General features: G+C 31.0%; 15 protein-coding genes. 14 read left to right on the top strand and 1 reads right to left on the bottom strand.

The features are described from left to right. The 14 genes from AYC61_RS16510 to AYC61_RS16445 all read left to right on the top strand — a co-directional run. The coding region (locus AYC61_RS16510; protein WP_156456501.1) for a tandem-95 repeat protein at positions 1-8,291 on the top strand (8,291 nt) is incomplete at its 5' end. 92 nt (positions 8,292-8,383) lie between these two features. Further along, positions 8,384-8,632 (top strand): hypothetical protein, encoded by a 249-nt coding sequence (locus AYC61_RS16505; protein WP_066505112.1) that lies wholly within the window; start codon positions 8,384-8,386, stop codon positions 8,630-8,632. A 463-nt stretch (positions 8,633-9,095) separates the two neighbouring features. Beyond that, positions 9,096-10,640 (top strand): sigma-54 interaction domain-containing protein, encoded by a 1,545-nt coding sequence (locus tag AYC61_RS16500; protein WP_066505106.1) that lies wholly within the window; start codon positions 9,096-9,098, stop codon positions 10,638-10,640. Between the two features lie 244 nt (positions 10,641-10,884). After that, the gene (locus tag AYC61_RS16495; protein WP_066505103.1) at positions 10,885-12,063 is read left to right on the top strand and encodes an acetyl-CoA C-acetyltransferase; all 1,179 of its coding nucleotides are present in this window, start codon (positions 10,885-10,887) and stop codon (positions 12,061-12,063) included. A gap of 36 nt (positions 12,064-12,099) precedes the next feature. After that, a complete protein-coding gene (locus tag AYC61_RS16490; RefSeq protein ID WP_066505101.1) occupies positions 12,100-12,750 on the top strand; it encodes a CoA transferase subunit A in 651 nt (216 codons plus the stop codon). A 2-nt stretch (positions 12,751-12,752) separates the two neighbouring features. After that, positions 12,753-13,412 (top strand): 3-oxoacid CoA-transferase subunit B, encoded by a 660-nt coding sequence (locus tag AYC61_RS16485; protein WP_066505099.1) that lies wholly within the window; start codon positions 12,753-12,755, stop codon positions 13,410-13,412. A gap of 78 nt (positions 13,413-13,490) precedes the next feature. Then, the gene (locus tag AYC61_RS16480; RefSeq protein ID WP_066505098.1) at positions 13,491-14,843 is read left to right on the top strand and encodes a short-chain fatty acid transporter; all 1,353 of its coding nucleotides are present in this window, start codon (positions 13,491-13,493) and stop codon (positions 14,841-14,843) included. Positions 14,844-15,207: 364 nt separating this feature from the next. Beyond that, complete coding sequence (locus tag AYC61_RS16475; RefSeq protein ID WP_066505096.1) at positions 15,208-16,407, top strand: metallophosphoesterase family protein; 1,200 nt, start codon at positions 15,208-15,210, stop codon at positions 16,405-16,407. 300 nt (positions 16,408-16,707) lie between these two features. Continuing rightward, a complete protein-coding gene (locus tag AYC61_RS16470) occupies positions 16,708-19,671 on the top strand; it encodes a sigma 54-interacting transcriptional regulator (RefSeq protein ID WP_066505094.1) in 2,964 nt (987 codons plus the stop codon). Between the two features lie 184 nt (positions 19,672-19,855). Next, positions 19,856-21,286 carry a PTS transporter subunit IIC gene (locus AYC61_RS16465; RefSeq protein WP_066505091.1) on the top strand — a complete coding sequence of 477 codons (1,431 nt, stop codon included), beginning with the start codon at positions 19,856-19,858 and terminating at the stop codon, positions 21,284-21,286. A gap of 104 nt (positions 21,287-21,390) precedes the next feature. Continuing rightward, positions 21,391-21,705 (top strand): PTS sugar transporter subunit IIB, encoded by a 315-nt coding sequence (locus tag AYC61_RS16460; protein ID WP_066505088.1) that lies wholly within the window; start codon positions 21,391-21,393, stop codon positions 21,703-21,705. Positions 21,706-21,755: 50 nt separating this feature from the next. Then, a complete protein-coding gene (locus AYC61_RS16455; RefSeq protein WP_066505078.1) occupies positions 21,756-22,220 on the top strand; it encodes a PTS sugar transporter subunit IIA in 465 nt (154 codons plus the stop codon). A 41-nt stretch (positions 22,221-22,261) separates the two neighbouring features. Then, positions 22,262-22,939, top strand: a complete 678-nt coding sequence (locus tag AYC61_RS16450; protein ID WP_066505069.1) for a HisA/HisF-related TIM barrel protein — start codon at positions 22,262-22,264, stop codon at positions 22,937-22,939. A 577-nt stretch (positions 22,940-23,516) separates the two neighbouring features. Continuing rightward, positions 23,517-23,981, top strand: coding sequence for a hypothetical protein (locus AYC61_RS16445; RefSeq protein WP_066505067.1), 465 nt, complete (start codon positions 23,517-23,519; stop codon positions 23,979-23,981). A gap of 42 nt (positions 23,982-24,023) precedes the next feature. Here AYC61_RS16445 and AYC61_RS21760 read toward each other — a convergent pair. Beyond that, positions 24,024-24,207, bottom strand: a 184-nt coding sequence (locus AYC61_RS21760) for a hypothetical protein (RefSeq protein ID WP_207644243.1), incomplete at its 5' end; no start/stop codon positions are given.

Below are 24,207 nucleotides of genomic sequence, written 5' to 3'. Positions count from 1 at the left end.
AAGAAAGAATAGCTAGTGAAGAAGAAGGGATAGCTAGTGAAGAAGAAAGAATAGCTAGTGAAGAAGAAGGGATAGCTAGTGAAGAAGAAAGAATAGCTAGTGAAGAAGAAGGGATAGCTAGTGAAGAAGAAGGAGTAGCTAGTGAAGAAGAGGGAATAGCTAGTGAAGAAGAAAGAATAGCTAGTGAAGAAGAAGGAATAGCTAGTGAAGAAGAAAGAATAGCTAGTGAAGCTGAAGATGTAGTCGATGAAACTGAAATAGGTGATGCTATAGAAGGTAAATATGATAATTTACTTGATGCTCAAGTTTATTTTATGGATAATTATACCTCATTGAGTGAACAGGATGTAGTTGATTTATTATGGCCAGAAATAGAACTTAGTGATATTGAATTTGATGTAGCAAGTGGAAAATTAAAGCTGCATACAGATCTAATAGAAGATTATGATAAAGAAATAAAGGCGTATGGTTATGTGTGGTCTTATAATTACGAGGAGCCAACAGTATTAAAAAATGAAGGCTCAGTTGAAATGGGACAAGGTGAACAATTTGTAAGCTTTGAACATTTTATTGATAGTGACAGAACGGTTTATGTAAGAGCTTATACGATTTATGATGCTAATTATGTTGGATATTCTAATCAGAAACAATATTCTGTTCAAAATAAACGTATGAATACGATGATGAAAAGTTTAGCATTTGAGTTGCCTAAAGAATTAAATACAGGAAAAACATATTTTAAAGATACAGGGGATGATCTAGATAAATTAGGAATTGCAGTAGGTACTAGATGTGGATGCCTTAAAGCAAATTTAGATATTGATACATTACCAACGGAGTCAGCGTACTTAGTGTTAAGAGGTAAATTTGGAGGCTTTGCAGAGTTAAGCTTCAATGGTAACTTTTTAGGGTATATTGGTGCAAGTTTTAGTAATGAGTATTATGGTATGAAGATATCAAATAATTTTATAAAACAAGGTAAAAACACAATAGAGATGTATGTTTATGGTGTTGCTTGGGCAAAAATAGATTCAATCAGTATAGTAGTTGATGGGGGAGATGTCACAAAAGGTGAAATATCAAAATTAGGATTTGATGATTGGAGTATAAAATATGATACTAATAGTTCAAATTATTATACAGATATTTATGCCAAAACAACCACACAGAATATTAATACAATTGAGGGTCTAAAACTTGTAAGTAGTATAGGACTTTATGGGCAGAATCACTTTTCAAGTTCGGATTATTCAACATTATATGAATCTGACAAAACATACTATTCAAGAATAACACTTCCTGATGATTACGAGAAAAAGGACGAAACTGGAAATTGGCTTTTGTATTCAATGATTGTAGATGATAAAGAAGTCTTGACTGTAGAAAGTAGAGATTTTTACTATGTTGATTCTGTAGGACCAAGGAATTTCGCATTAGATTTTACTCAGGATATATATAACTATACAAATAGCAGCGTAACTATAACTGCAACTGTAGATGATTTATTTAGCAAACCTTTCAGTCATATAGTACTTCCTGATGGGAAAGAGGTTTATGACTATAAAGCAAGCTATATAGTGTCAGAAAACGATGAATATGTTTTTAAAGTTGTTGAACCAGATGGCACTGAAACTGAGTTTGTTCATAAAGTAACTAATATTGATAAAACTGACCCATTAATATCAATATTAGGAGATTCGCCTATAACACTTATTGAGGAAAGTAGCTATGTAGATATGGGTGTTACCATATCTGATAATTTATCTGGTTTTTCATCATACAATCCTACAATAGATTATAAAGGGTTGAATACCTTATGTGCAAAGCCAGGGATATATACAATTACTTACACAATAGAAGATAGGGCAGGTAACACAAATAGCACAACAAGGACAATTATTGTTAAAAATAAGCCTTTAGAAGTGATTACAGAGAATATAACTAAAAATAGTTCAGAGGTATCTCTAAAAGGTAGAATAAAGTATTATGGTGAAGAATTAATTATTGAAAAAGGTTTGGTATGGGGCTGTATAAATAATCCAACTGTTGAGAAAAATGATGGGATTCAGAGTTTAACATCAGATATTATAAATACAGAAGTGTTTGCCAAGAGTGTTCTTTTTAACACTTTAATGGATGGTGTAATGTATAATGTACGTGCATATGCAAAAACATCTAATGGTAATGTTGTATACGGACCAAATAAAACCTTTGAAGCAAATGATAAAAATTATGGAGTTTTTCAATTAAAAAATACATCTTTAGCTGTATCAAAAGGAAGTGATGTTACTTTTGATATAGAGAGATTTGGCGGAAGTGATTCGGAAGTTAAAGTTTATTATAGAACTGTAAATGGCTGCGCAACTGCAGGAACGCAATTTAATGATCATTCTGGTTATGTAACATTCGGAGATGGAGACAGTATCACTAAAAGTGTAACTATTAAGACTATAAATTACAATACTTGGGAAAAAAGCAACAGAGAGTTTTATTTTGAAATATATAAAATTGAAGGTAATGGTAATATAGGTGCAAATAAAATTGGAACAGTCAAATTTATAGATGATATAGATTCAATAGATGATATTGATAATAACAATTGGAAGGATATTTGGTCAACAGGATCGGATTATAAATCTGATAGCGATCATATATTTACTACGTCGGATGTTAAATTATCCTCTGGATATGATTACTGGAACTTCAATGCTGATAGTTTTGTTGGAAGAGGACATGGAAAACTAGTAACTAAACGTGCTGCAATAAGATTTAAACTACAAAAGTACATAAATAATTGGCAAGATGCGGACGTTATATATAAAGGGGATGATTGGCACAGTTATGAAATTGATGACTTTTATACAAGCAGTAATGGTAAAGATATTAAAAATGCAAACAAAGTGAGACTTGTAATAGGTGTATGCGAAGCTGGAGGATGGAATGATAATGCAGAAATAGATAATCCTCTCATAGAAATAAAGATAAATGATTCGACTGATCCTTTTATAAAATCTTTTCATACAATAAACGGAAACTATGCAGAAGGGGATACTGTATATATACCAATCAAATTTAGTGAAATAGTTAATGTATCGGATTTAACAACATTGAACATAAATCTAAAACTATATGATATAGATGGAAGCGAGTCAATTCAGAAAGCAGCATATGTTACAGGAAATAATACAGACACTCTTGTATTTAAATTTATTGTGCCAGAAAACAAGTATAATACAAAACTTGAATTTTCAGAAACAAAGTTTGATAATCCGGGCATTATAAAAGACCTTGCAGGTAATGCTTTTGATGGCTCTGCAGCTACTATTATTAATACAGAAGTAAAAATAGCTTCTACTTGCCATGATGTAAATTTTGCTCCAAATGGAGACAGTACAGCAAGTACAAGCCATAGTACAGAGGTTACAGTATCAAAAAAAGAAACTGGCCCTGCTACAATTATTAAAAGAGAATATTTATGGGCTAATGATACAAACACTAAGATACAAGGGTTTAAAAGCTTTAATAGTGGAGATGAAATTACTATAGAAGGTGCAACAGGAAAGTATTATTTACATATAAGAACTAAAGATGACTATGGAAATGAAACATACACTGTCTCAAATGCTTTTATATTAAATAATACAGAGCCTACATTTTTATTATCAACAAACACAGAGGAATGGACGAAAAACGATATAACCATAACATTAGGTAATATTCCTCAAGGTGTATCTATGTTTAAACGACAATATAAAGAGGGATTTTTCGGTATAGAAGATTTTGATACAGGAAAAGATTTTGTTGGTAATAGTTTTACTGTAAGCCAAAATGGGATATATACAGTCTACCTCGAAACAGAAACAGGTAAAAAGTATATAAATTCTATTGATGTTAAGAATATCGATAGAGATTTACCAGAGATAGTAATACTAACTGATGGATCAGAGGGGAATATATACTATAATGCAAGTACAGAAGTTACAGCATCAGATAAAGGAAACTCACAACTGAATGTATTACAATACGATTGGACAAATAATTCATCAGTACCAACAACGGGATGGATAAATTTTAAATCTGGTGACAAACTAGAGAAAAATACTTCAGGTACATGGTATCTTCATGTAAAAGCTATTGATAATGCAGGTAATGAAAGATATGTTTGTTCAAATGCATTTATAGTTGATAATAATGGACCAACAATAAATATTACAGGTACAAATCCTGATAATTGGACAAATGAATCAGTAACAATAAATATTAATGCTGAAAAAGATAATCTGAAACACGTTATGATGCCGGATTTAACAACAGTAGAAGCTGTTAAATCAGTTGTAAACACCACTTATACAGTGTCAAAAAATGGATATTATACATTTGTTGCTGTAGATGAATCAGGTAATACGGCAGAGGCTAGTATTAATATTACAAGAATAGATACTGACGCACCTAATGTTACTGTTTTAAAATCCCAAGAGGATTGGACAAACAGCAATATAGTATTGACTATTTCAGCAGATGATGATGCATCAGTTATACATGATGCTAATGGAGATATAATGGAGTATAGCGGTGTAGGTGGTATAAAAATAAAAACACCTGATAGTGAAACATTTGAAGATTACACATCACCATATACCTATACTGTAAGCTCTAATGGTTTATATAAGGTATCTGTTGTGGATAGCCTTGGAAATGCTACAACAAGAAATATAAATATCTCTAATATTGATAAAACTCCACCTTTTGTAGAAGCAGATAATACAGACTATGGAGCAAAAAACAATCCAATTAGTGTTAGTCTTTTTTATCGTGATAAGGAAATGGGCATAGTACGAAGTAAAGAATATAAGATTACCAATAATATTTCTATACCTTCTACGTATGATGTATATGATGGTAAGCCAATAATTCTAAGTAATGAGGGTACATATTATATACATTATATAGCTGTTGATGGAGTAAATAACACTGTAACAGGATATTTTGGACCATATACGATTGATTCGTCTATCCCAAGTATAACATTACAGGCTGATAAAGCAGGAATATATAAAAAATCACATTCAGCTAAAATATTAGTTGATTTCAATGGTTTAAGCGAAGGAGATATTAAATATCAATGGACAAGTAGTGCACAGATACCAATAGATAATTGGAATAATTCAGTTGATAATTATGGTACTATAACAAAATCAGGAGTAAACGGAGATTATTATCTGCACATAAAGGTAAGTTCAGGAGTTTCAAATTACTATGCATCAAGGCTATTTAAGTTTGATAATACACCACCTGTTATAACTGTAAAGGGAAATAATCCATTTGTTTTACCGTATGGAGATAGTTACGTGGAAAAAGGAGTGGAATATAGTGACACATATGACTTGTGGCCAGAATATACTCCACCAAATTTAAATATAATAAAAAATAAAGTTTTAGGGACATACATGCTTAATTATATAGTAATAGATAAAGCTGGTAATTCAACAACTATCTCACGAGCGGTTAATGTTGAAGATGTAGTATCACCGGTTATTTCCGCTGTAAATTATAAGATTGACGAAGATAACATTCTGAGTTTTAGTAGTGCGGATTTTGTGGATTCATATACTGATGATTTAACCAAGCTCTCAAAATTAAAGATATTAAGCTTACCTATAACTGGTAGTTTGAAGCTTGGAGATAGCGATATGTCAATTAATCAGATTATAGATATTACAGATATTGACAACATTACATATAGAGCAGAAAAAAATTGGAATGGAAATATATCATTTGATTATAGTGTTTTTGATACCTATAATAATGAGTCTAATAGGAGTGTAGTAAATATTTTAGTAAATCAGGTAAATGATATTCCAATGGCAAATAAGGATATAGCAATTACAGATGAAGATAATAGTGTAACCTTTAATGTAATAAATAATGATTTCGATATAGAAACGGATTCAGTCAATTTAGTGGTTCAAGCTGTTACTCAGGGACAGCATGGAACAGTACTAAACAATAACGACGGAACTCTAACATATACTCCCGATAAAAATTGGCATGGAATAGATTCGTTTACATATACAATTAAAGACAGTGATAATGGGATTGGTTCAGGAACGGTTGATATAACAGTCAATCCAGTTAATGATTTACCGACCTTACCGACTACAATAAGTGTTAGTGGAGCATCACCATATAAAGTGAATGAAAATATTACTATATCATGGGATGGAGCAGGTGATGCTGATGGAGATATATTGGTATATGAGCTTGATTATTTTGATGGTTTAAACTGGAATAGCATTGAAACAAATATTGCAGAAACAACAAAAAGCTTTACTATGCCGAGTATTGATACAAAATTTGCAAAACTAAGAATAAGAACTTATGATAAAAAAGAATGGTCTTTAGATTATTTAGAAAGTAGTATATTTGAAATAGATAGTACAAAACCACATTTAAAATTATCAACAAATTATAGCGATTGGATTAATGCTGATATTACAGTTAACTTTTCATCTGAGGATAATGGTGGTTCAGGAATAGCAGATACTGAGTATAGTTATGCAAAATTATTATCTGAGGATAACTGGTCAGATTGGACAGCTTATACATCAGGTAATTCTTTTAAGTTTACTAATGATGGTGTATATAAACTAAAGGTAAGAACAATAGATAATGCAGGAAATATAAATGAAGACAGTGGAGAATATAAAATAGATAAAACACTACCAGAAGCTTTTGTACCTAATATACTCAATATTAGTAGTACAGAAATAGAAATATTCGGAACTACTAGAGACAGTACAGCAAATAGTACATTAGTATCAGGTTCTGAGGAAATAGTCTATGACTATAGTATAGATGGTGTATATTGTGGAGTTTTTGAAGCTGATGGGATATATACATTTAAAGGGTTAACTCCTAATAAGGAATATACATTCAAAATGAAAGCAAAGGATAAAGCAGGTAATGAAATAGAGACAGTTGAGGTTAAGCAAAGTACAAAGAAAATTGTTTCAAACAATGCGAATAAATTAGTTAAGATAGATGTAAATGATAAAGAAATTAATTATATAGGAAAAGTAACAGTAGATAATGGTGATGGAGAAAACAAATTAAATGTTTCTCTTGATAGCAATAAGCTTATTAAAATATTTGAAAATACTAAACTCGATAATACTGAAGCTAATACAGTAAGTGTTGAAACAGGAGAAAATTATGATATTATTGTAGATGGGTTAGATGGTTTTGATGTTAAGCAAATGGAGGATAAGAGTGTGAAGTTAGAAATCAAAAATCAAAATGCTTCTTATACTTTACCTGCTAAACAAATAAATATAGATTCTATAGCAGAAACATTTGGTGAAAAAATTAAACTAAAGGATATAAAGGTTCAAATTGAAATATCAAAACTAAAGGTAGAAGAAATAAAGAAGATTAAAAATGCTATAAAAGAAGAGGAATATGAACTTGTTGTCAGCTCTGTTAATTTTGAAATACAGTGTTCATATAATAATAAAACAGTAAATGTAACAAAATTTAATGAGTATGTTGAAAGGTCTATAACCATACCAGAAAATGTAGACTATAAAAAAATAACAACAGGTGTAGTTGTCAATGAAGATGGAACGATATATCATGTACCTACAAAAGTAGTAGAAATTAACGGAAAATACTATGCACATATAAATAGTTTGACAAATAGTTGCTATGTGCTGATATGGAACACACTTGAATTTACAGATGTAAGTAAACAAGTAGAAAGAGATATGCTTAATGATATGGGAGCAAGATTAATAGTTAGTGGAGTAGGAAATGATTTGTTTGAGCCTGATAGAGATATTACACGTGCAGAATTTATAGCTATAGTAATTAAAGCATTAGGATTAAATCCAGATAGTTTAGATAATCCATTTGAAGATGTTAAAGATAGTGATTGGTATTGTAAATACCTAGCTACTGCCTATGAGTACAAAATTATATCTGGATATACAAATGGAAAGTTTAAACCTATGGACAAGATTAGTAGAGAAGAAGCTTTTTCAATTATAGCCAGAGCTATGGAAGTAACAGGTTTGAAAATAGAAATAACAGAAGGAGAAGTAGAAAAACTATTTGAACAGTATAGTGATAAAAATAAAGTAGAAAATTGGGTTAAAAACTACATTGCAGAATGTATTAAAGCAAAAATTATTTCATTTGAACACATGGATAAAATATCGCCTAAAGATTCTATTACAAGGGCAGAATGTGTATTAATGATAAGAACATTGCTTGAAAAGTCTGATTTGATATGAGTTAGATAGTACAATTTCAAGATAATGAAAATAAATACAATAATAGTACAAATAATCAATAGAAGTTTGAAATAATAATGTGGAGGAATTAAATGAGCAAAAAATATACTCAAGCAGAACTCAAGAATGCATTAGATTTAATAGAACAAGGTTACTCATTTTCAGAGGTTTCAGAAGAGACGCAATTAAATAAAAGTATTTTGGCAAGAGAAATGAGAAAAAGAAAAAATTTAAAAGCTAAGAATCACATAGAAGAATACAGAAAATCTTTAGCAAAAGAGAATGATAAAACTTTTGACGAGTACAGAAAACATAATGACTGGCAGCATAATAAAAGGTAAAATATAAATTGTGATAACGTAGTTAATCTTTTGGAGGGTTAGGTTGATTTAGTAAGTCAGGTAAAAAAATTATTAGCAAGAACTTTAAACCATGAAATTGTAATATATTTCATGGTTTAATTTTTGATAAATGTAGAAATTTATAATTAATGAAATGTTTATAAGGTGCTGAGAAGCACTACCAGAAACTGACTGAAAGGCTTTTAAAGTTTCTGTGTGTTAATTATGATATAATAAAAAACAAATTAATTGTTTCTAATTTGTTTCTTTTCAGAGCCTTAATCAGAGAGTGAAACACCTGATTTCGTGCTCAACGTAGCTTATCTGAAGTATGAAGCTAAGGATTTCTTTGAATTAAAAACTGACTCTGTTCAAACAGAAACTTATTTTTCTCATATCCCTAAACGCTTTTTGAAAAACTGTATAAATTACTTGAATTTCTGAAATGAAAGGAGCTTATTATATGACAAATGACAAAAATATAATAGAAATTGATAACGAGCTAAAGCAAGAGATTTCAAATATATCTCAAAATTTAGGGTTAAGTGTTAATGACTTTATAAATAAATTAGTGACTAGTTACAAATCTCAAATAAATGAAAAAAAATTAATAGCTGCACTAGATGATGAGAAGAATAGAGTATTAGCTCTAGATGATATCAGCAACTCATTATATGACGGTTTGTATATTGCAGATGGTAATGGGGTTACTATTGATATAAATAAAGCATTTACAAGAATAACTGGAATAAGTAAGGAACAAGTAATTGGACAGCATTTGCAGACATTAATTGATAGAAAGTTTTTTTCAAATAGTGTTACTTTAATGGTATTAGAGCAAAAAAAACAGGTAAGTACCCTATGTACAATTATTCATAATAATAAAAAAGTTTTACTTACAGGTAATCCAATTTTTAATGAAAAGGGTGAAATAACACTAGTAATAACCAATGTAAGAGATATTACAGAGCTAATTAACTTGAAACAAAGGCTTGAAGCTTCAGAAGAGATAAGCAAAAAATATCATCAAGAATTAGAGCTATTAAGAAATCAGCAAATTAGAAAAAGTGAGTTAATAGGAGATAGTTTCAGCATGAGACAGCTTAAAGAATTAATACACAGAATAGCTGGAGTAGATGCTACTGTCCTCATTACTGGTGAAACTGGGGTAGGTAAAGAAGTGGTGGCTCGAGAAATATATATAAATAGTCATAGAAAAAAAGGTCCTTTTATTAAAGTGAATTGTGCCGCTATACCAGAAAATTTGTTAGAATCTGAACTTTTTGGTTACGAAAAAGGAGCGTTTACAGGAGCTCTTAATAAAGCCAAACTAGGGATGTTTGAATTATCAAATTCTGGTATTATACTATTGGATGAAATCGGTGATTTGCCTATAAAGCTGCAATCAAAACTATTGCGTGTACTGCAAGATAAAGAAGTAACACGTATTGGTGGAACTAAGCCTATTAAACTAGATACAAGAGTTATTGCTGCTACAAATCGAAATCTACAGGAAGAAGTTAAAAAAGGAAAATTCAGAGAAGATTTATTTTATAGATTAAATGTAATACCTATTCAAATTCCCCCATTGCGCTCTAGAAAAGAAGATATTCCTTTGTTAGTTCGTAAATTTATAGATTTTTATAATAAAAAATACAATAGAGATAAGCAAATTGATTTATCTGCTTTGGAAATATTCGATAAATATAACTGGCCAGGAAATGTTAGAGAACTAGAAAATTACATTGAAAGATTAGTCGTTACTATTAAAGATAAAATAATTATTAAGAAACATTTATTAAATATATTTGATAAAAGCGCTGTGGTTTCTTTTTATTTAGAAGAAAACACTTTAACACTTAAAGAAGCTGTTGATTCTTTTGAGAAACAATTAATAAAAAAAGTATTAAAAAAGCATAAAAGTACAAGAGAGGCTGCTAAAGTATTAGGAGTTAGCCAACCAACAATAGTAAGAAAGGTAAAAAGTTTGGGAATAGAAACAAAGTGATACAAAAATGTATCATAAGCGATACATTTTTGTATCTACAAAACATATTGTAATTTCAGAATCTTCTGTACGTTTTATATCATTAGCGATACATATATGTATCGCTTTTTTTTTATACATAATTTTAAGCTTGTGATTTCAACGCTTTCAGAGTTGGCATATTTATTGCGTTTAAGTTAATAGTATAGATCTAAAAGATTAAACAAATTATAAGTATAACACATTTATGAGGAGGGCAAAAATAATGAAAGAAGTTGTTATAGCGAGCGCAGTAAGAACACCTATAGGAAGTTTTAATGGAGCATTATTAAATATTTCTCCAGTAAAGTTGGGAACAGTTGTTATTAAAGAAGCATTAAAAAGAGCTAATATTGACGCTTCAAAAATTGATGAGGTTTTCATGGGATGTATTTTACAAGCAGGGCATGGTCAGGGAGTAGCTAGACAATCAGCAATAAATGCAGGAATACCAGTAGAAACTCCTGCAACTACTATTAATATGCTTTGTGGGTCTGGACTTAAGTCAGTATCATGGGCAGTTCAGTCTATTTTGCTTGGTGATAACGATATTGTAGTGGCTGGTGGAGTTGAAAATATGAGCCAAGCTCCTTACGTTTTGGATAAGGCAAGATGGGGTCATAGGATGGGACATGGTAAAATAGTTGACACAATGATCAAAGATGCTTTAACTGATGCTTTTAATGATTATCACATGGGTGTTACAGCAGAAAATATTGCAGACCAGTGGAAAATAAGTAGAGAAGAACAAGATGAATTTGCACTTCAAAGTCAAATAAGGGCTTCTAAAGCAAGAGCAGAGGGTAAATTTGATGATGAGATTGTACCTGTTGAAATACCACAGAGAAAAGGAAATCCAATTATATTTGATAAAGATGAATATATTAAAGAAAACTCTAACATAGAAAAATTAGGAAAATTAAGACCTGCATTTAAAAAAGACGGAACAGTTACTGCGGGAAATGCTTCTGGAATTAATGATGGAGCTGCTGCCTTAGTTATAATGAGTAAGGAAAAAGCTGATTTGTTAGGAATTGAACCTTTAGCAACAATTGTTTCTTATGCATCAGCAGGAGTTGATCCAAGCATAATGGGTACTGGACCAATACCAGCATCTAGAAAAGCATTAGAAAAAGCAGGATTAAAGGTAGAAGATTTAGATTTAATCGAAGCCAATGAAGCATTTGCAGCACAGTCTATAGCCGTTGTTAAAGAATTAGGTTTGGATAAGGAAAACGTTAACGTAAACGGAGGTGCTATAGCTTTAGGTCATCCAGTTGGAGCAAGCGGTGCAAGAATTTTGATTACATTAGTGCATGAAATGATTAAAAGAGAGTCAAAATATGGTTTAGCAACGTTATGTATAGGTGGAGGAATGGGAGAAGCTGTCATTGTTAAGAGGTAATAATTTTACAATAAAAATAAAAGGGAGGTATATCCAGTGAAAAAACATATATCTATTGAAGAAGCTGTCAGCAAAATAAAAGATGGTATGACAGTAATGATAGGTGGGTTTTTGGGAATAGGTAACCCTCATAAAATCATTGATGCTTTAGTAGAAAAAGGAGTTAAAAATTTAACTTTGATTTCTAATGATACGGCTACACCAGATATTGGTATAGGTAAGCTCATAGTAAATAAACAAGTAAAAAAAATTATTACTTCTCACATAGGTACTAACAAAGAAACAGGCAGACAATTGAATGAGGGAGAAACAGAAGTAGTATTAGTACCACAGGGAACCTTGGCAGAACAAATTAGAAATGGAGGGGCTGGTTTAGGAGGTTTTTTGACACCAGTTGGCTTAGGAACTGAAGTAGAAAAAGGTAAACAAAAGATAGATATAGATGGAAAAGTATACATTTTAGAAACACCTTTAAGAGCAGATGTTGCTTTAATAGCAGGCTCAAAAGTTGATAAAAAGGGTAATATATACTATAACAAATCAACAAGAAACTTCAACCCTCTAATGGCAAGTGCTGCTGATATTGTAATAGTTGAAGCAGAAAATATTGTAGAGGTTGGAAAAATAGATCCAAATAATGTAATGACTCCAAGTATATTTGTAGATTATATTGTAGGAGGTGAATAGTAATGGATAAGGCTCAGGTTAAAGAAATAATAGCTAAAAGGGTTGCTAAGGAACTAAAAGATGGGGATGTTGTGAATCTAGGTATAGGATTACCAACAATGGTTGCTAATTATATACCAGAAGGTATTGATATTATACTCCAATCAGAAAATGGATTTGTAGGTCTTGGACCTTCTCCAGAAGAAGAAAATGTGGATAAAGACCTAACAAATGCTGGAGGACAGCCAGTTACAATCCACCAAGGAGGAGCATTCTTTGACAGTGCTGTTTCTTTCGGAATTATAAGAGGCGGTCATGTAGACGTTACAGTTTTAGGTGCTCTGCAAGTAGATGAAAAAGGAAATCTTGCTAATTGGATGATACCAGGAAAATTAGTACCAGGTATGGGAGGTGCTATGGATTTAGTTGTAGGTGCTAAGAAGGTTATTATAGCTATGACTCATACAGCTAAAGGTAAACCTAAAATTTTGAAAGAGTGTACACTTCCACTTACTGCAGTTGGACAAATTTCTCTTATAATAACAGAAATGGGAGTATTAGAAGTAACCGAAGAAGGATTAGTTTTAAAAGAAATAGGATCCGAATTTACTATTGAAGATATCAAAGCAGCTACTGAAGCTGAAATAATAATAGCTGAAGATTTAAAACAGATGGATGTATAAACAAAAAATTGATTCTCTAGGTGATAATTTATAAATAATTTAATTAAAACTTCTAACCACAATAAAAGGAGGAATTTCATGTTTAAAAAATTCACAAACGCCTGTGTTGCAATGGTTCAAAAATATTTACCAGATCCATTTCTATTTGCAATAATTCTAACATTAGTTGTATTTGCTACTGGTATGATATTTACTGGGCAAGGTCCTATGGCAATGATACTTCATTGGAGTGGTGGTTTTTGGAAATTACTAGCTTTTTCTATGCAGATGGCTTTGGTTTTAGTCACAGGTTATACTCTTGCTAATGCTCCTATTATTAAAAAATACCTAAAAAAGCTGGCAAGTATACCAAAGACTCCAGGGCAAGCTATAATAGCTGTAACTATTGTAGAAGCAGCAGCTGCATGGATTAACTGGGGATTTGGACTAGTAATAGGTGCTTTGTATGCAAAAGAATTAGCAAAGCAAGTAAAAAAAGTTGATTATAGATTACTAATAGCAGCTGGTTATTCAGGATTCATAGTATGGCATTCGGGAATTTCTGGTTCCATTCCACTAAAACTAGCATCAGGCGGAGCAGATTTGGCAAAAGTAACAAATGGTGCTGTAGTTGATGCAATATCTACAAACTCTACAATATTTTCACCTTTCAATTTAATAATTTTTGGAATTATATTATTTACTTTACCATTAGTTAATAGAGCTATGCATCCAAAGGAAGATGAAGTTATAACTATTGATCCCAAATTACTACAAGATGAAGAAGAAAAAGTGCTTCCTGTATCTAAAATGACTCCAGCAGATAAATTAGAAAATAGCCCTATATTATCAATGATTATAGGAATTATGGGATTATCATATGTAGTTTACTATTTTGTGCAAAATGGCTTCAAATTAAACTTAAATATTGTTAACTTTATGTTCTTATTTGCAGGAATTATACTTCATGGTACTCCAAGAAGATTTCTTGATGCAATATCAGCTGCAGCAAAAGGAACAGCTGGTATAATTCTTCAATTCCCGTTCTATGCTGGTTTGATGGGAATGATGACAGGGGTAAGTGCTACTACAGGTCTTTCACTCGCAGGTGTTATTTCAACTACATTTGTAAATATTTCAAGCGCAACAACTTTTCCACTATTTTCATTTTTGAGTGCAGGTATTGTAAATTTCTTTGTACCTTCAGGCGGAGGGCAGTGGGCTGTTCAGGCACCAATAATGATGCCTGCAGGGGCAGAACTTGGAGTTCCAGCTGCCAAAACAGCCATGTCTATTGCATGGGGAGATGCTTGGACTAACTTAATTCAACCTTTCTGGGCTTTGCCAGCATTGGGTATAGCGGGACTCGGAGCAAGAGATATAATGGGATTTTGTGTTATAGCTTTACTTTATTCAGGTGCTGTTATATCTTTAGGATTAATGTTTTTATAACTAGTTTAAGAAATAATGTTTTAAATTTAAATAAAGAATTATCTGCGTTTCGATCCGATATAATGATTATTAGGTTCATAAAGCAATAGAAGTAAACTATGTAAGGGACATTTTGTCTCTCAACATACTTGACATAATAATATAATATAGCGAAGAACGGTCAAAATGCTGGATAACGTTTACCTAAAAGAGAGCTAAAAGTATGATTTGGCTCTCTTTTTCTGTAGATATAAAGACTATAAGGCAGTAATTTTTTTGATAGAATAATTTATTTAAACTTAAAAAGGTGATATTATTGTAGTGATAATAGAAAAAGACATGAAGGATTGTAATATGTATAAATTAATAATTATGGAGGAAAAGCATGAGTAATTATATGAATATAGTTAATTTTATTAAAGATATTGATTATAAGCTTAAGGACAATCAATACTGCAATGGAGTTGATTTGCAAACAGATGTATATAAAATAAGCGAATTTGTATGGAAAGATGTTTATAAAACAGATAAACCAGATTTGAATAATATGTGTAAGATACATGAATATTTAATAGATGAAGTTTGCAAGATACATAAATCAGAAGAAAATTGTTTTAATAATAAACGATTAAAAGAAAATTTGAATATTAAAAAAATAAATAACCAGATTAAAGATGGGAAAAGGGCATCTAATATTTATTTGTTTAACAATTATGACTATGATTATTATTTTATTGGAGATTTACATTCTGATGATTTTAGTCTAAAAAGAATAATATCTCAATGTAGTTTTTTTGATAATATTATAAAAGAAAATAAAATTAGATTAATATTTCTTGGGGATTATGTTGATAGAGGAAAGTCACATTTTAAATTATTGGAGAATATATTAATTTTAAAATATCTTTTTCCTGAAAATATTTATTTGTTAAGAGGAAACCACGACGGAGGTTTTATAAAGGATGAAAAGGTTAAATTATGTGTAGGAATAGGAAAAGAAGAAAATGAAAATGACTATTTTCTTATGTACATATATAATTTATCAAAGGTTAATAGTACCTTTAATCTTAAGATGGTAGCAAAATACTTAGAATTTTTTGGTAGTCTGTGCAATATAGCATTTATTAATCACAAGTATATTTCTATATTAGGTGTACATGGTGGTATACCTAGAGCTAAAAAAGATGATAAAAGTTTTTATAATTATATAAACTGTATATCTGATCTTACAGATGAAAGTATAGTAGATAATAAAAATAAATCCATAGTTCATAATATGCTTTGGAGTGATCCGCATGATAATCAAGAAGACCTTAGAGAAAATTCTGGAAGATTCATATTTACACATGAGCAATTTAAAGAATTCAGGAATATTATAGGATTTGATGTTCTTATAAGAGGACATGAAGCAGAGAGAGATGGGTACAAGAGGTTTTTTAATGATAGATTATATACCATATTTTCAAGTGGAATGATACTTAAAGATACTAATAATATTAATGATGTAACAGCATACTATGATGTAGCTCCCAAAATAATTAGAATAAACAAAAATGGTGAAATTGAGGTAATATCAGTAATATAATAGTACGCTTTATTGTTAGGATACTTACATGCTATAGTTGAATACATGTTTAATATCCTAAAGAAAATTAGTATATGAACAATTTACATAACTATAAAATGATGATAAAATCCCAACTGCCAATTATTTGGATTAGTTTGGGATATTTTTTTGTTCAAATTTCAGAAAAACGGCAGGAATTGTGTCATATTTTGTTGTATTTAATCAGTAAAATGTTATAAATTGCAGAATAATGCAAACCACAAATTCTACCAGTGACATGGCACAAATATTGCACAAATTTTAGTGAGAGGTGATGAAATGAAAGACCGTCTAATTAAGTTAATTGAATCTGAAAATAATAAAAAACCTTATACTGATGATCAATTAGCTGGGATGTTAGGTATAAGAAGAGATGTTGTTACAGTTTTAAGGAGTGAATTAAATATTTTGAATTCTAGGGAGAGATGCAAACCTTTTCTAGCTAAGGAACTAAAAAATATTATTGCTGAAAAACCTGAAATATCAAACCGAGAACTTACAAGGATCATAAAAAATAGAGGTTTTGATGTTTCAAGGTATCTTGTATCCCAGTTAAGCAAAGAAATTAAAGAAGAAATTATTTACACTAAATCTTCGGATGATATAAATGTTGCAAATACTACAAATGTACAAAATTCACTGAATAGACAGCATATAAAAACATCAGCCTTTGAAAGGATTATTGGCTTTGATAGTAGTTTGAAGCCTCAAATTCAGCAGGCAAAAGCAGCAATATTGTATCCTCCACATGGCCTTCACACTTTAATACTGGGTTCTACAGGAGTAGGAAAAAGTAACTTAGCTGAAGCTATGTATGATTATGCCTTAGAAATAGGTGTTCTATCACCAAAAGAACCTTTTATCATTTTTAACTGTGCGGATTATGCTGAAAATCCACAGCTTCTCTTATCACAGCTTTTTGGGCATGTAAAAGGGGCTTATACAGGAGCTGAAATGGTAAAAGAAGGATTAGTTGAAAAAGCTAATGGAGGAATACTTTTTTTAGACGAAGTTCATCGCTTGCCTCCTGAAGGTCAGGAACAATTATATTTCTTAATGGATAGAGGAAAATTCAGACGTATGGGTGAGACAGAAAGTGAGCGTACAGCTCAAGTTCTAATCATTGCTGCAACTACAGAAGACATAGAGTCATCGCTTTTATTCACTTTTAGGCGAAGGATACCTATGATTATTGAACTTTCACCTCTATTAGCGAGACCTCTAGATGAGAGATATCAAATAATAAGGAGTTTCTTTAATAAAGAATCCAACAGAATAGGGGTCAAGATAAAGGTAACTCAACAGGCTTTAAGAAACCTTTTACTATATGATTGTCAAGGGAATATTGGGCAACTCAGAAGTGATATTCAAGTTGCCTGCGCTAGGGGATTTTTAAATTATGTAGGAGATCATAAAGAATATATAGAGGTTGATTTAGTTGACTTACCAGTTCACGTAAGAAGAGGATTATTAAAAATACAAAATCGAAAACCTGAGGTTGAAAGTTTTATTGAAGCAGAATTGATAGCAAGACCTGGTCAAATAGATACGAATATGGAGTTCAAAGAAGACTTCTATACGTTGCCGCAAGAAATTTATCGATATATTGAGGAAAGATATGACGAATTAGAATTGCAAGGCTCAAGTCAGGATGTTATAAATCGGGTAATTGGCGGAGAGCTTGAAGTGAAATTTCAGCATTTAATAAAACAAGTAGGAACTAATCATCAAACTTTAGCTAGACAAGACTTGGTGGGAATAGTGGGACAAAATATAGTTGATATTGTAGAAAAGGTGACTAAAAAAATTGAAAAAAAGGTAGGAGAAATAGATAATCATCTCTTTTACTGTTTAGCAATACATTTAAGTGCAACATTTGAGAGGATTCAGCAAGGGAAACCTATAGTAAATCCCCATTTGGAAAAGATCATGAGTGAATACAAACTGGAATATAACGTGGCCAAAGAAATGGTTAAATATATTGAGGAGCAATTGGGTTACAAAATACCTCAAGATGAAATAGGATTTATTGCTATGTATCTTAGAACAGCAATGAGACCTTTGGATGTAAAACAGGGCAGGGTAGGAGTAGTTGTACTTTCTCACGGTCGTGTGGCTTTAGGGATGGCTGAAGTAGCAAATCGACTACTAGGTGTGAATTTTGCTGTAGGGATAGAAATGTCTCTAGATGAAAGACCTGAATTAACCCTTCAAAGAACAATTGATGTCGTAAATAAAATAAATGAAGGCAAAGGTGTATTGCTTCTTGTAGATTTGGGCTCATTAATAACATTTGGTGAAATCATAACTAGAAAAACTGGTATTCCTACAAAAACTGTAGGGCGTGTTGATACAGTGATGGTATTGGAAGCAGTAAGGAGGGCACTCTTACCTGATACTAATCTGGATGAAATTGTGGAAAGTATAGATAAAGACAAAGTGGGTCTTGGAAGGTTTACACCAGTATCAAAAAACAAAGACAAAAAGATAATAGTAACTCTATGTATTACTGGAGAAGGAACAGCATTAAGAATTAAAAGGCTTATTGAGAATATGATACCTGATATTCATAAAAAAGCTGAAATTATTCCCATTGGTGTTATTGGCAATGAAGAGTTATCGTCTAAAATAAGTGAAATCAAAAAGAAAGGTTCTGTTGTAGCAATTGTAGGAACTATAAATCCTAATGATAACTCTATACCATTCATATCTTTGGAAGAAATAATAAAAGGGGAAGCAGTAGAAAAATTACAAAATATAATTGGTATGGAATCAAATTTTAAAAATAATGTAAGAAAAAACTTTTTGAAATCGTCTCTAAATAAAGTGATATATGAGGAACTGATAATTGTAAAGCCAAATTGTCAAACCAAAAATGATGTATTAGATGCACTTGCCGGGCAGTTGATAAAGAAAGGTTTTGTAAAGGAAGAGTTTCTGTTTGATGTATACAAAAGAGAGCTTCTTGCCCCAACGTTAATAGATGGCATTGCTGCTCCTCATGGAGAACCTAAGAATGTGATAAAATCTGCAATTGCAATGGCTGTATTAAAGGAACCAATAGAATGGTCGCCAGGAATTGTGGTGGAAAGTGTTTTTATGATGGCATTAAAAGAAGATTCCATAGATATTATAAATGATTTTTATGGTTTAATAAAAAAATCTGACATCATGATTAATTTTAAACAATGTAGTAATTCACAAGAAGTTCAAAGTATTATATCCGAGATGTTACTACCATAACACTAAAAATGCCATAGAAGTTGGAATGTAATTTGCAATAATTTAGTGTGACAGCAGATTATGAGACATATAAATCCTATGAAATAACAAAGCACTTATAAGAAAGGAGGATTATTTATAATAATTGATTATTAAATTGTTATTTACAATAGGTAGGTATATTAAGAAAGGAGACTTATAATTTATGATCAGTCAAACAATTATGAATATTTTTAAATGGGTATTTGCACAAGGAGCTCCGATTATCGTTCCTATTTCAGTATTAATTCTTGGATTAATATTTCGTGCACCTAAAGAAAAGGTTTTTGCAGGTGCATTACGTATGGGTGTTGGCTTTACAGCTTTATTTGCCCTTGTAGGTATTATCTTTTCAGCTTTGGGACCAGCAGCGAATCAAATGGCTGCACAATTTGGACTAAGTTTTACAGTTACAGACCTTGGTTGGCCAACTCAATCAGGTATTGTATTTGCGATTCCTTGGTGTATGGCTGCTATAGCAATATTTATTCTTTTAAATTCACTTTTAGTAGCTATTGGTGTGGTAAATACACTTAATGTTGATTTCAATAACCATTGGATTTTTGTATTTTATATGGGAGCTACTTTATATACTACTGGTAGTTGGGTATTTACAATTATAGTTGGATTAATCTTTTGGTTTGTTTCTCTTAAAATGGCGGACTGGCTCTATCCTATGATAGATGCATATTATGATATGCCAATGGAAGGTATTACAATAACTCATGCTTATTCTATTCTATGGGCTCCAATTGGTTTTATGTTAGATAAATTATGGGATTCTATTCCTGTTATTCGTGATATTCAATGGGATCCTGAGAGTATAAAAGAAAAATGGGGATTCTTTGGAGAACCTGTTTTCATGGGTTGGTTAATTGGTTTATTCGTTGGTGTGATTGCATTCTTTGATTGGCCACCAACTGGTGCGCAAGTTGGTTCAGCTTTGAGTTTAGCTTTTACAGTTTCATTTTTTATGCTTCTTCTTCCAAGAGCATCAGAGCTTATTGTTGCAGGGATGGCTCCATTATCAGACGCTGTTCGTGTATTTGTAACTAAGAAAATGCCAGGTAGAGAATTCCATTTAGGTCTTGATGCTGCAGTAGTAGTAGGAGCACCTGAGCATGTGGCTATTGGTGTTTTAACTACACCTATTATATTCTTAATAGCTTTTCTACTTCCTGGGAACAAAATGATGCCTTTAGGAGATGTTGCAGGTTTGTTTATTTTCATATGTGTGTTTATTACAAACACAAATCGTGGAAATATATTCCGTGGATTACTTAACAGTGCATTAATATTAATACCAGTATCTTTCTGGATCGGTTCAGCTATGTCACCTGCTAATATGGTGATGGTACAAGGCACAGGTTTTAATCTTCCTGAAGGGGCAGGATTAATATCTTCACTTTGTGTTGGTACAACTCCATTTGGATTTGCTCTTTATAAAGTAAGTCAATTCTTTACGGGTGTCGGATGTTTAAGTGATCTTATGATCGGAGTAGGTATTCTTGTTGCATTTGCATTAATATGGTATCTAATGCGTAACAGACCTAAGGAATATGCTAAAGAGTTACTTGAAGAAGAGTATGAGGATTAATTAATATAAATATTTTTAACCCAGAGCATATTATCGGGAGTTATATGAATAATCAGGGTTAAATCAAGAGTTACTTATTATTTATAGAAGGGATTGATTAGAAAATGATAAAAAGAGGTAAATCAAAAAGTAGAAAAAGAATAATGTTAGTTTGTGGTTCAGGTATGGTATCTAGTACATTAGTACATCCAATGGTCGAAGAAATTCTAAAAGAAGGTGGCTTCCGTTTTGAAGTTATTAAAGGTGGTTTTAATGATATAAAAAATCATTCTAATATAGATTTAGTGTTAACTACTTTATCAACAAAATTACCAAAAGATGTTACTGATTTAAACATACCTACTGTAGTAGTAACTCCGTTATTTAAAGGAGATAAAGAAGCAGTGAGAGAGCAAATATATGCAGAATTAAGAAAATAGTCTATTTGATTTCTTGAATTACAATAAATCATAATGTGTGAGAGGGGGTGATGAAAATTAGCAACATAGCAATAACAGATGTTATTAAGCCAGATTTTATTCGATTAAATGTGACTGCTGCTAATCGTGATGATGCAATTTATGAGGCTGGTTACCTGTTATACCAAAACGGTATAGTTGAAAAAGGATATATTGAAGCTATGGTCAAATCATGCAACGACTTAGGACCTTATATTGTACTTGTTCCAGGTGTAGCTATACCTCATGCTCGCCCAGAAGATGGAGCTAAGGGAGTAGGTATTTCAATTATTACACTAAAAGAGGCTATAACTTTTGGAAATGAAGAGAATGACCCTGTTCATACAATTATTGCATTAGCATCAGATAATAATAAAAACCATATTGGATTATTAGGAAGTTTATCAAATTTTTTAATGGATCAAGATAAGGTAAGTAAAATGCATGATGCAAAAACAACTGAAGAGGTAATGGAGTTACTTCTAGGTGATAATTAATATAAAATGTTAAGGTAGTTATTTATTAAGGAGGAAAATTAATGAAACCTGAATTACTAGTTATGTTAGTACAAAATGATAGAACAGTAGAAAATGCAATCGAATTATTTAATGATGCAAAACATCTTCCTATTATGCATTGGGGTTTTAAAGATGTTGGTTTAGAAAAAGAAAAAATGATTGAGCTTGTAAAAGAAATGAAAGCTGCAGGAAAGACAACATATCTTGAAATTATGAGTTTTGATGAAAAAGGAGGCTTAGAAAGTGCTCAACTTGCAATAGATTGTGGTTTTGATGTAGCTATAGGCACATCTTACTCAGACTCAATAAATAACCTTCTTAAAAATTCTAGTACAAAATATTATCCTTTTACAGGAAAACTTGTAGGTTGTCCTGCAACTTTAATAGGAACTGTTGATGAAATTGTTGAACATGGAAAAATGATGCAAGCTAAGGGCGTAGATGGATTAGCTATATCTACATATCGTTTCAAAGGCAATCATAAAGAATTGATTCAAGCAATTGCAAATGAAATAGAGATTCCTGTAATATCTGCTGGAAGTATTAATTCTTTTGAACGTATTGATGAGTTGAAGCAAGCAGGTGTATGGGGAGTTACAATAGGTAGCGGTTTCTTTAAAAAGGAATTTTCACCTGAAGGTACATTCAATGAAAATATCGAAGCGGTTGTTGAATGGGTTTCTAACGAAGCTAAGTAGATATTGAAACATATTTTAAATTGTAATTTAACAAATCGATAAGAGTATAGCTTTTTGAACTATCTGGGTTAGTGACACCTGTTAAAGTAAGGTGTAAAACAATATAGAGAACAGGTAATGATAGTTGACAGCGTATTTAATTTATAGAATATTCTGACATAATGTATAATAATCAAACAACCGCTACTTTTCATGTAAAAGTGGCGGTTTGTTTTAAGCAGAGAACTCAAATTATTTGATGTGAATCGATTACTCCTAGGAACAAAGTGAGTAGGAATTTCTATCCTTTTAAAAACTAAATATTTAATTTTTATTAAGAACTTTAGATAAAGCACTACTTATGTTAGTGTTTTTTGTTTGTAATATTGAATAAACATGGTTTTAGTAATTTGGAATGGAAGCTAATATGGTATATCGTTTACTTTTATGATAAATAAGATTATAATCTATAATAGAGTATAGTAATCAACTTGTTTTTATTAAGGTTACATTATATTATTAAGAAAGAATAAGAATTAAGATAGTTATATTTTTTAAAAATTAACATAAATATTTAGGCTAAAGAGGTGAAAAAGATATGTTACTTATTTTTATGGGAGAAAGTTGTACAGGAAAATCTACTATAGCAAGTAAATTAAAAGAATTAAAAAAATTAGAGATTTTTAGTGGAAAAGATTATTTGAGATTTGCTAAAAACGAAGCTAGTGCATGGGAAGTTTTTAGTGAAAAATTGATGAAAGCATCTTTAGAAACAGATGTAACTAAATCTATTATTTACGTTGTTACAGAGAAGGATGAATTATCAAAATTAGATGGAATTAACAGCATCAATGTCAAGTTTACAGCAGATATTGATGTAATAAAATCAAGATTCTCAAAAAGGATGAAAGGTAATTTACCAAAACCAGTAGAAAAAATGATAGAAAGAAAATCTCTTGAATGGAAAGATGTTAAAGGAGATTTATATATTGATACAAGTAATGAAAATAATATAGAAGAAAATGTAAATAAGATATTGAATTTGCTCGAAGAAAAAAGATAAAACAAGGGGACGGTTCATCTGTTTGCATAAAATGTTAGTTTATCACAATACGAGTGGAACTATTAAGTCAAAATTGATGATTATAACAGTGTTGTAATTATGAGGTGAAGTAGGAATAACTAGAAACATTTTTTTATTAGTGTTATTTTTCAAGAATGATACTTTAATCAACAGCAATAAAAAATCATCTCTACTTTTTACAGGTAAATAATATAAGCAAAAAACC

This window comes from Abyssisolibacter fermentans (assembly GCF_001559865.1).
GTDB classification, from domain to species: Bacteria; Bacillota; Clostridia; order Tissierellales; family MCWD3; genus Abyssisolibacter; species Abyssisolibacter fermentans.
This window is presented reverse-complemented; position numbering and strand designations above follow the sequence as displayed.

Excerpts from the sequence above, each read along its gene's own strand:
- AYC61_RS16455 (WP_066505078.1), top strand. The coding sequence starts at position 21,756 with ATGAAAATTAGCAACATAGCAATAACAGATGTTATTAAGCCAGATTTT.
- AYC61_RS16485 (WP_066505099.1), top strand. The coding sequence starts at position 12,753 with ATGGATAAGGCTCAGGTTAAAGAAATAATAGCTAAAAGGGTTGCTAAG.
- AYC61_RS16450 (WP_066505069.1), top strand. The coding sequence starts at position 22,262 with ATGAAACCTGAATTACTAGTTATGTTAGTACAAAATGATAGAACAGTA.
- AYC61_RS16505 (WP_066505112.1), top strand. The coding sequence starts at position 8,384 with ATGAGCAAAAAATATACTCAAGCAGAACTCAAGAATGCATTAGATTTA.
- AYC61_RS16445 (WP_066505067.1), top strand. The coding sequence starts at position 23,517 with ATGTTACTTATTTTTATGGGAGAAAGTTGTACAGGAAAATCTACTATA.
- AYC61_RS16500 (WP_066505106.1), top strand. The coding sequence starts at position 9,096 with ATGACAAATGACAAAAATATAATAGAAATTGATAACGAGCTAAAGCAA.
- AYC61_RS16465 (WP_066505091.1), top strand. The coding sequence starts at position 19,856 with ATGATCAGTCAAACAATTATGAATATTTTTAAATGGGTATTTGCACAA.
- AYC61_RS16475 (WP_066505096.1), top strand. The coding sequence starts at position 15,208 with ATGAGTAATTATATGAATATAGTTAATTTTATTAAAGATATTGATTAT.
- AYC61_RS16460 (WP_066505088.1), top strand. The coding sequence starts at position 21,391 with ATGATAAAAAGAGGTAAATCAAAAAGTAGAAAAAGAATAATGTTAGTT.
- AYC61_RS16495 (WP_066505103.1), top strand. The coding sequence starts at position 10,885 with ATGAAAGAAGTTGTTATAGCGAGCGCAGTAAGAACACCTATAGGAAGT.
- AYC61_RS16480 (WP_066505098.1), top strand. The coding sequence starts at position 13,491 with ATGTTTAAAAAATTCACAAACGCCTGTGTTGCAATGGTTCAAAAATAT.
- AYC61_RS16470 (WP_066505094.1), top strand. The coding sequence starts at position 16,708 with ATGAAAGACCGTCTAATTAAGTTAATTGAATCTGAAAATAATAAAAAA.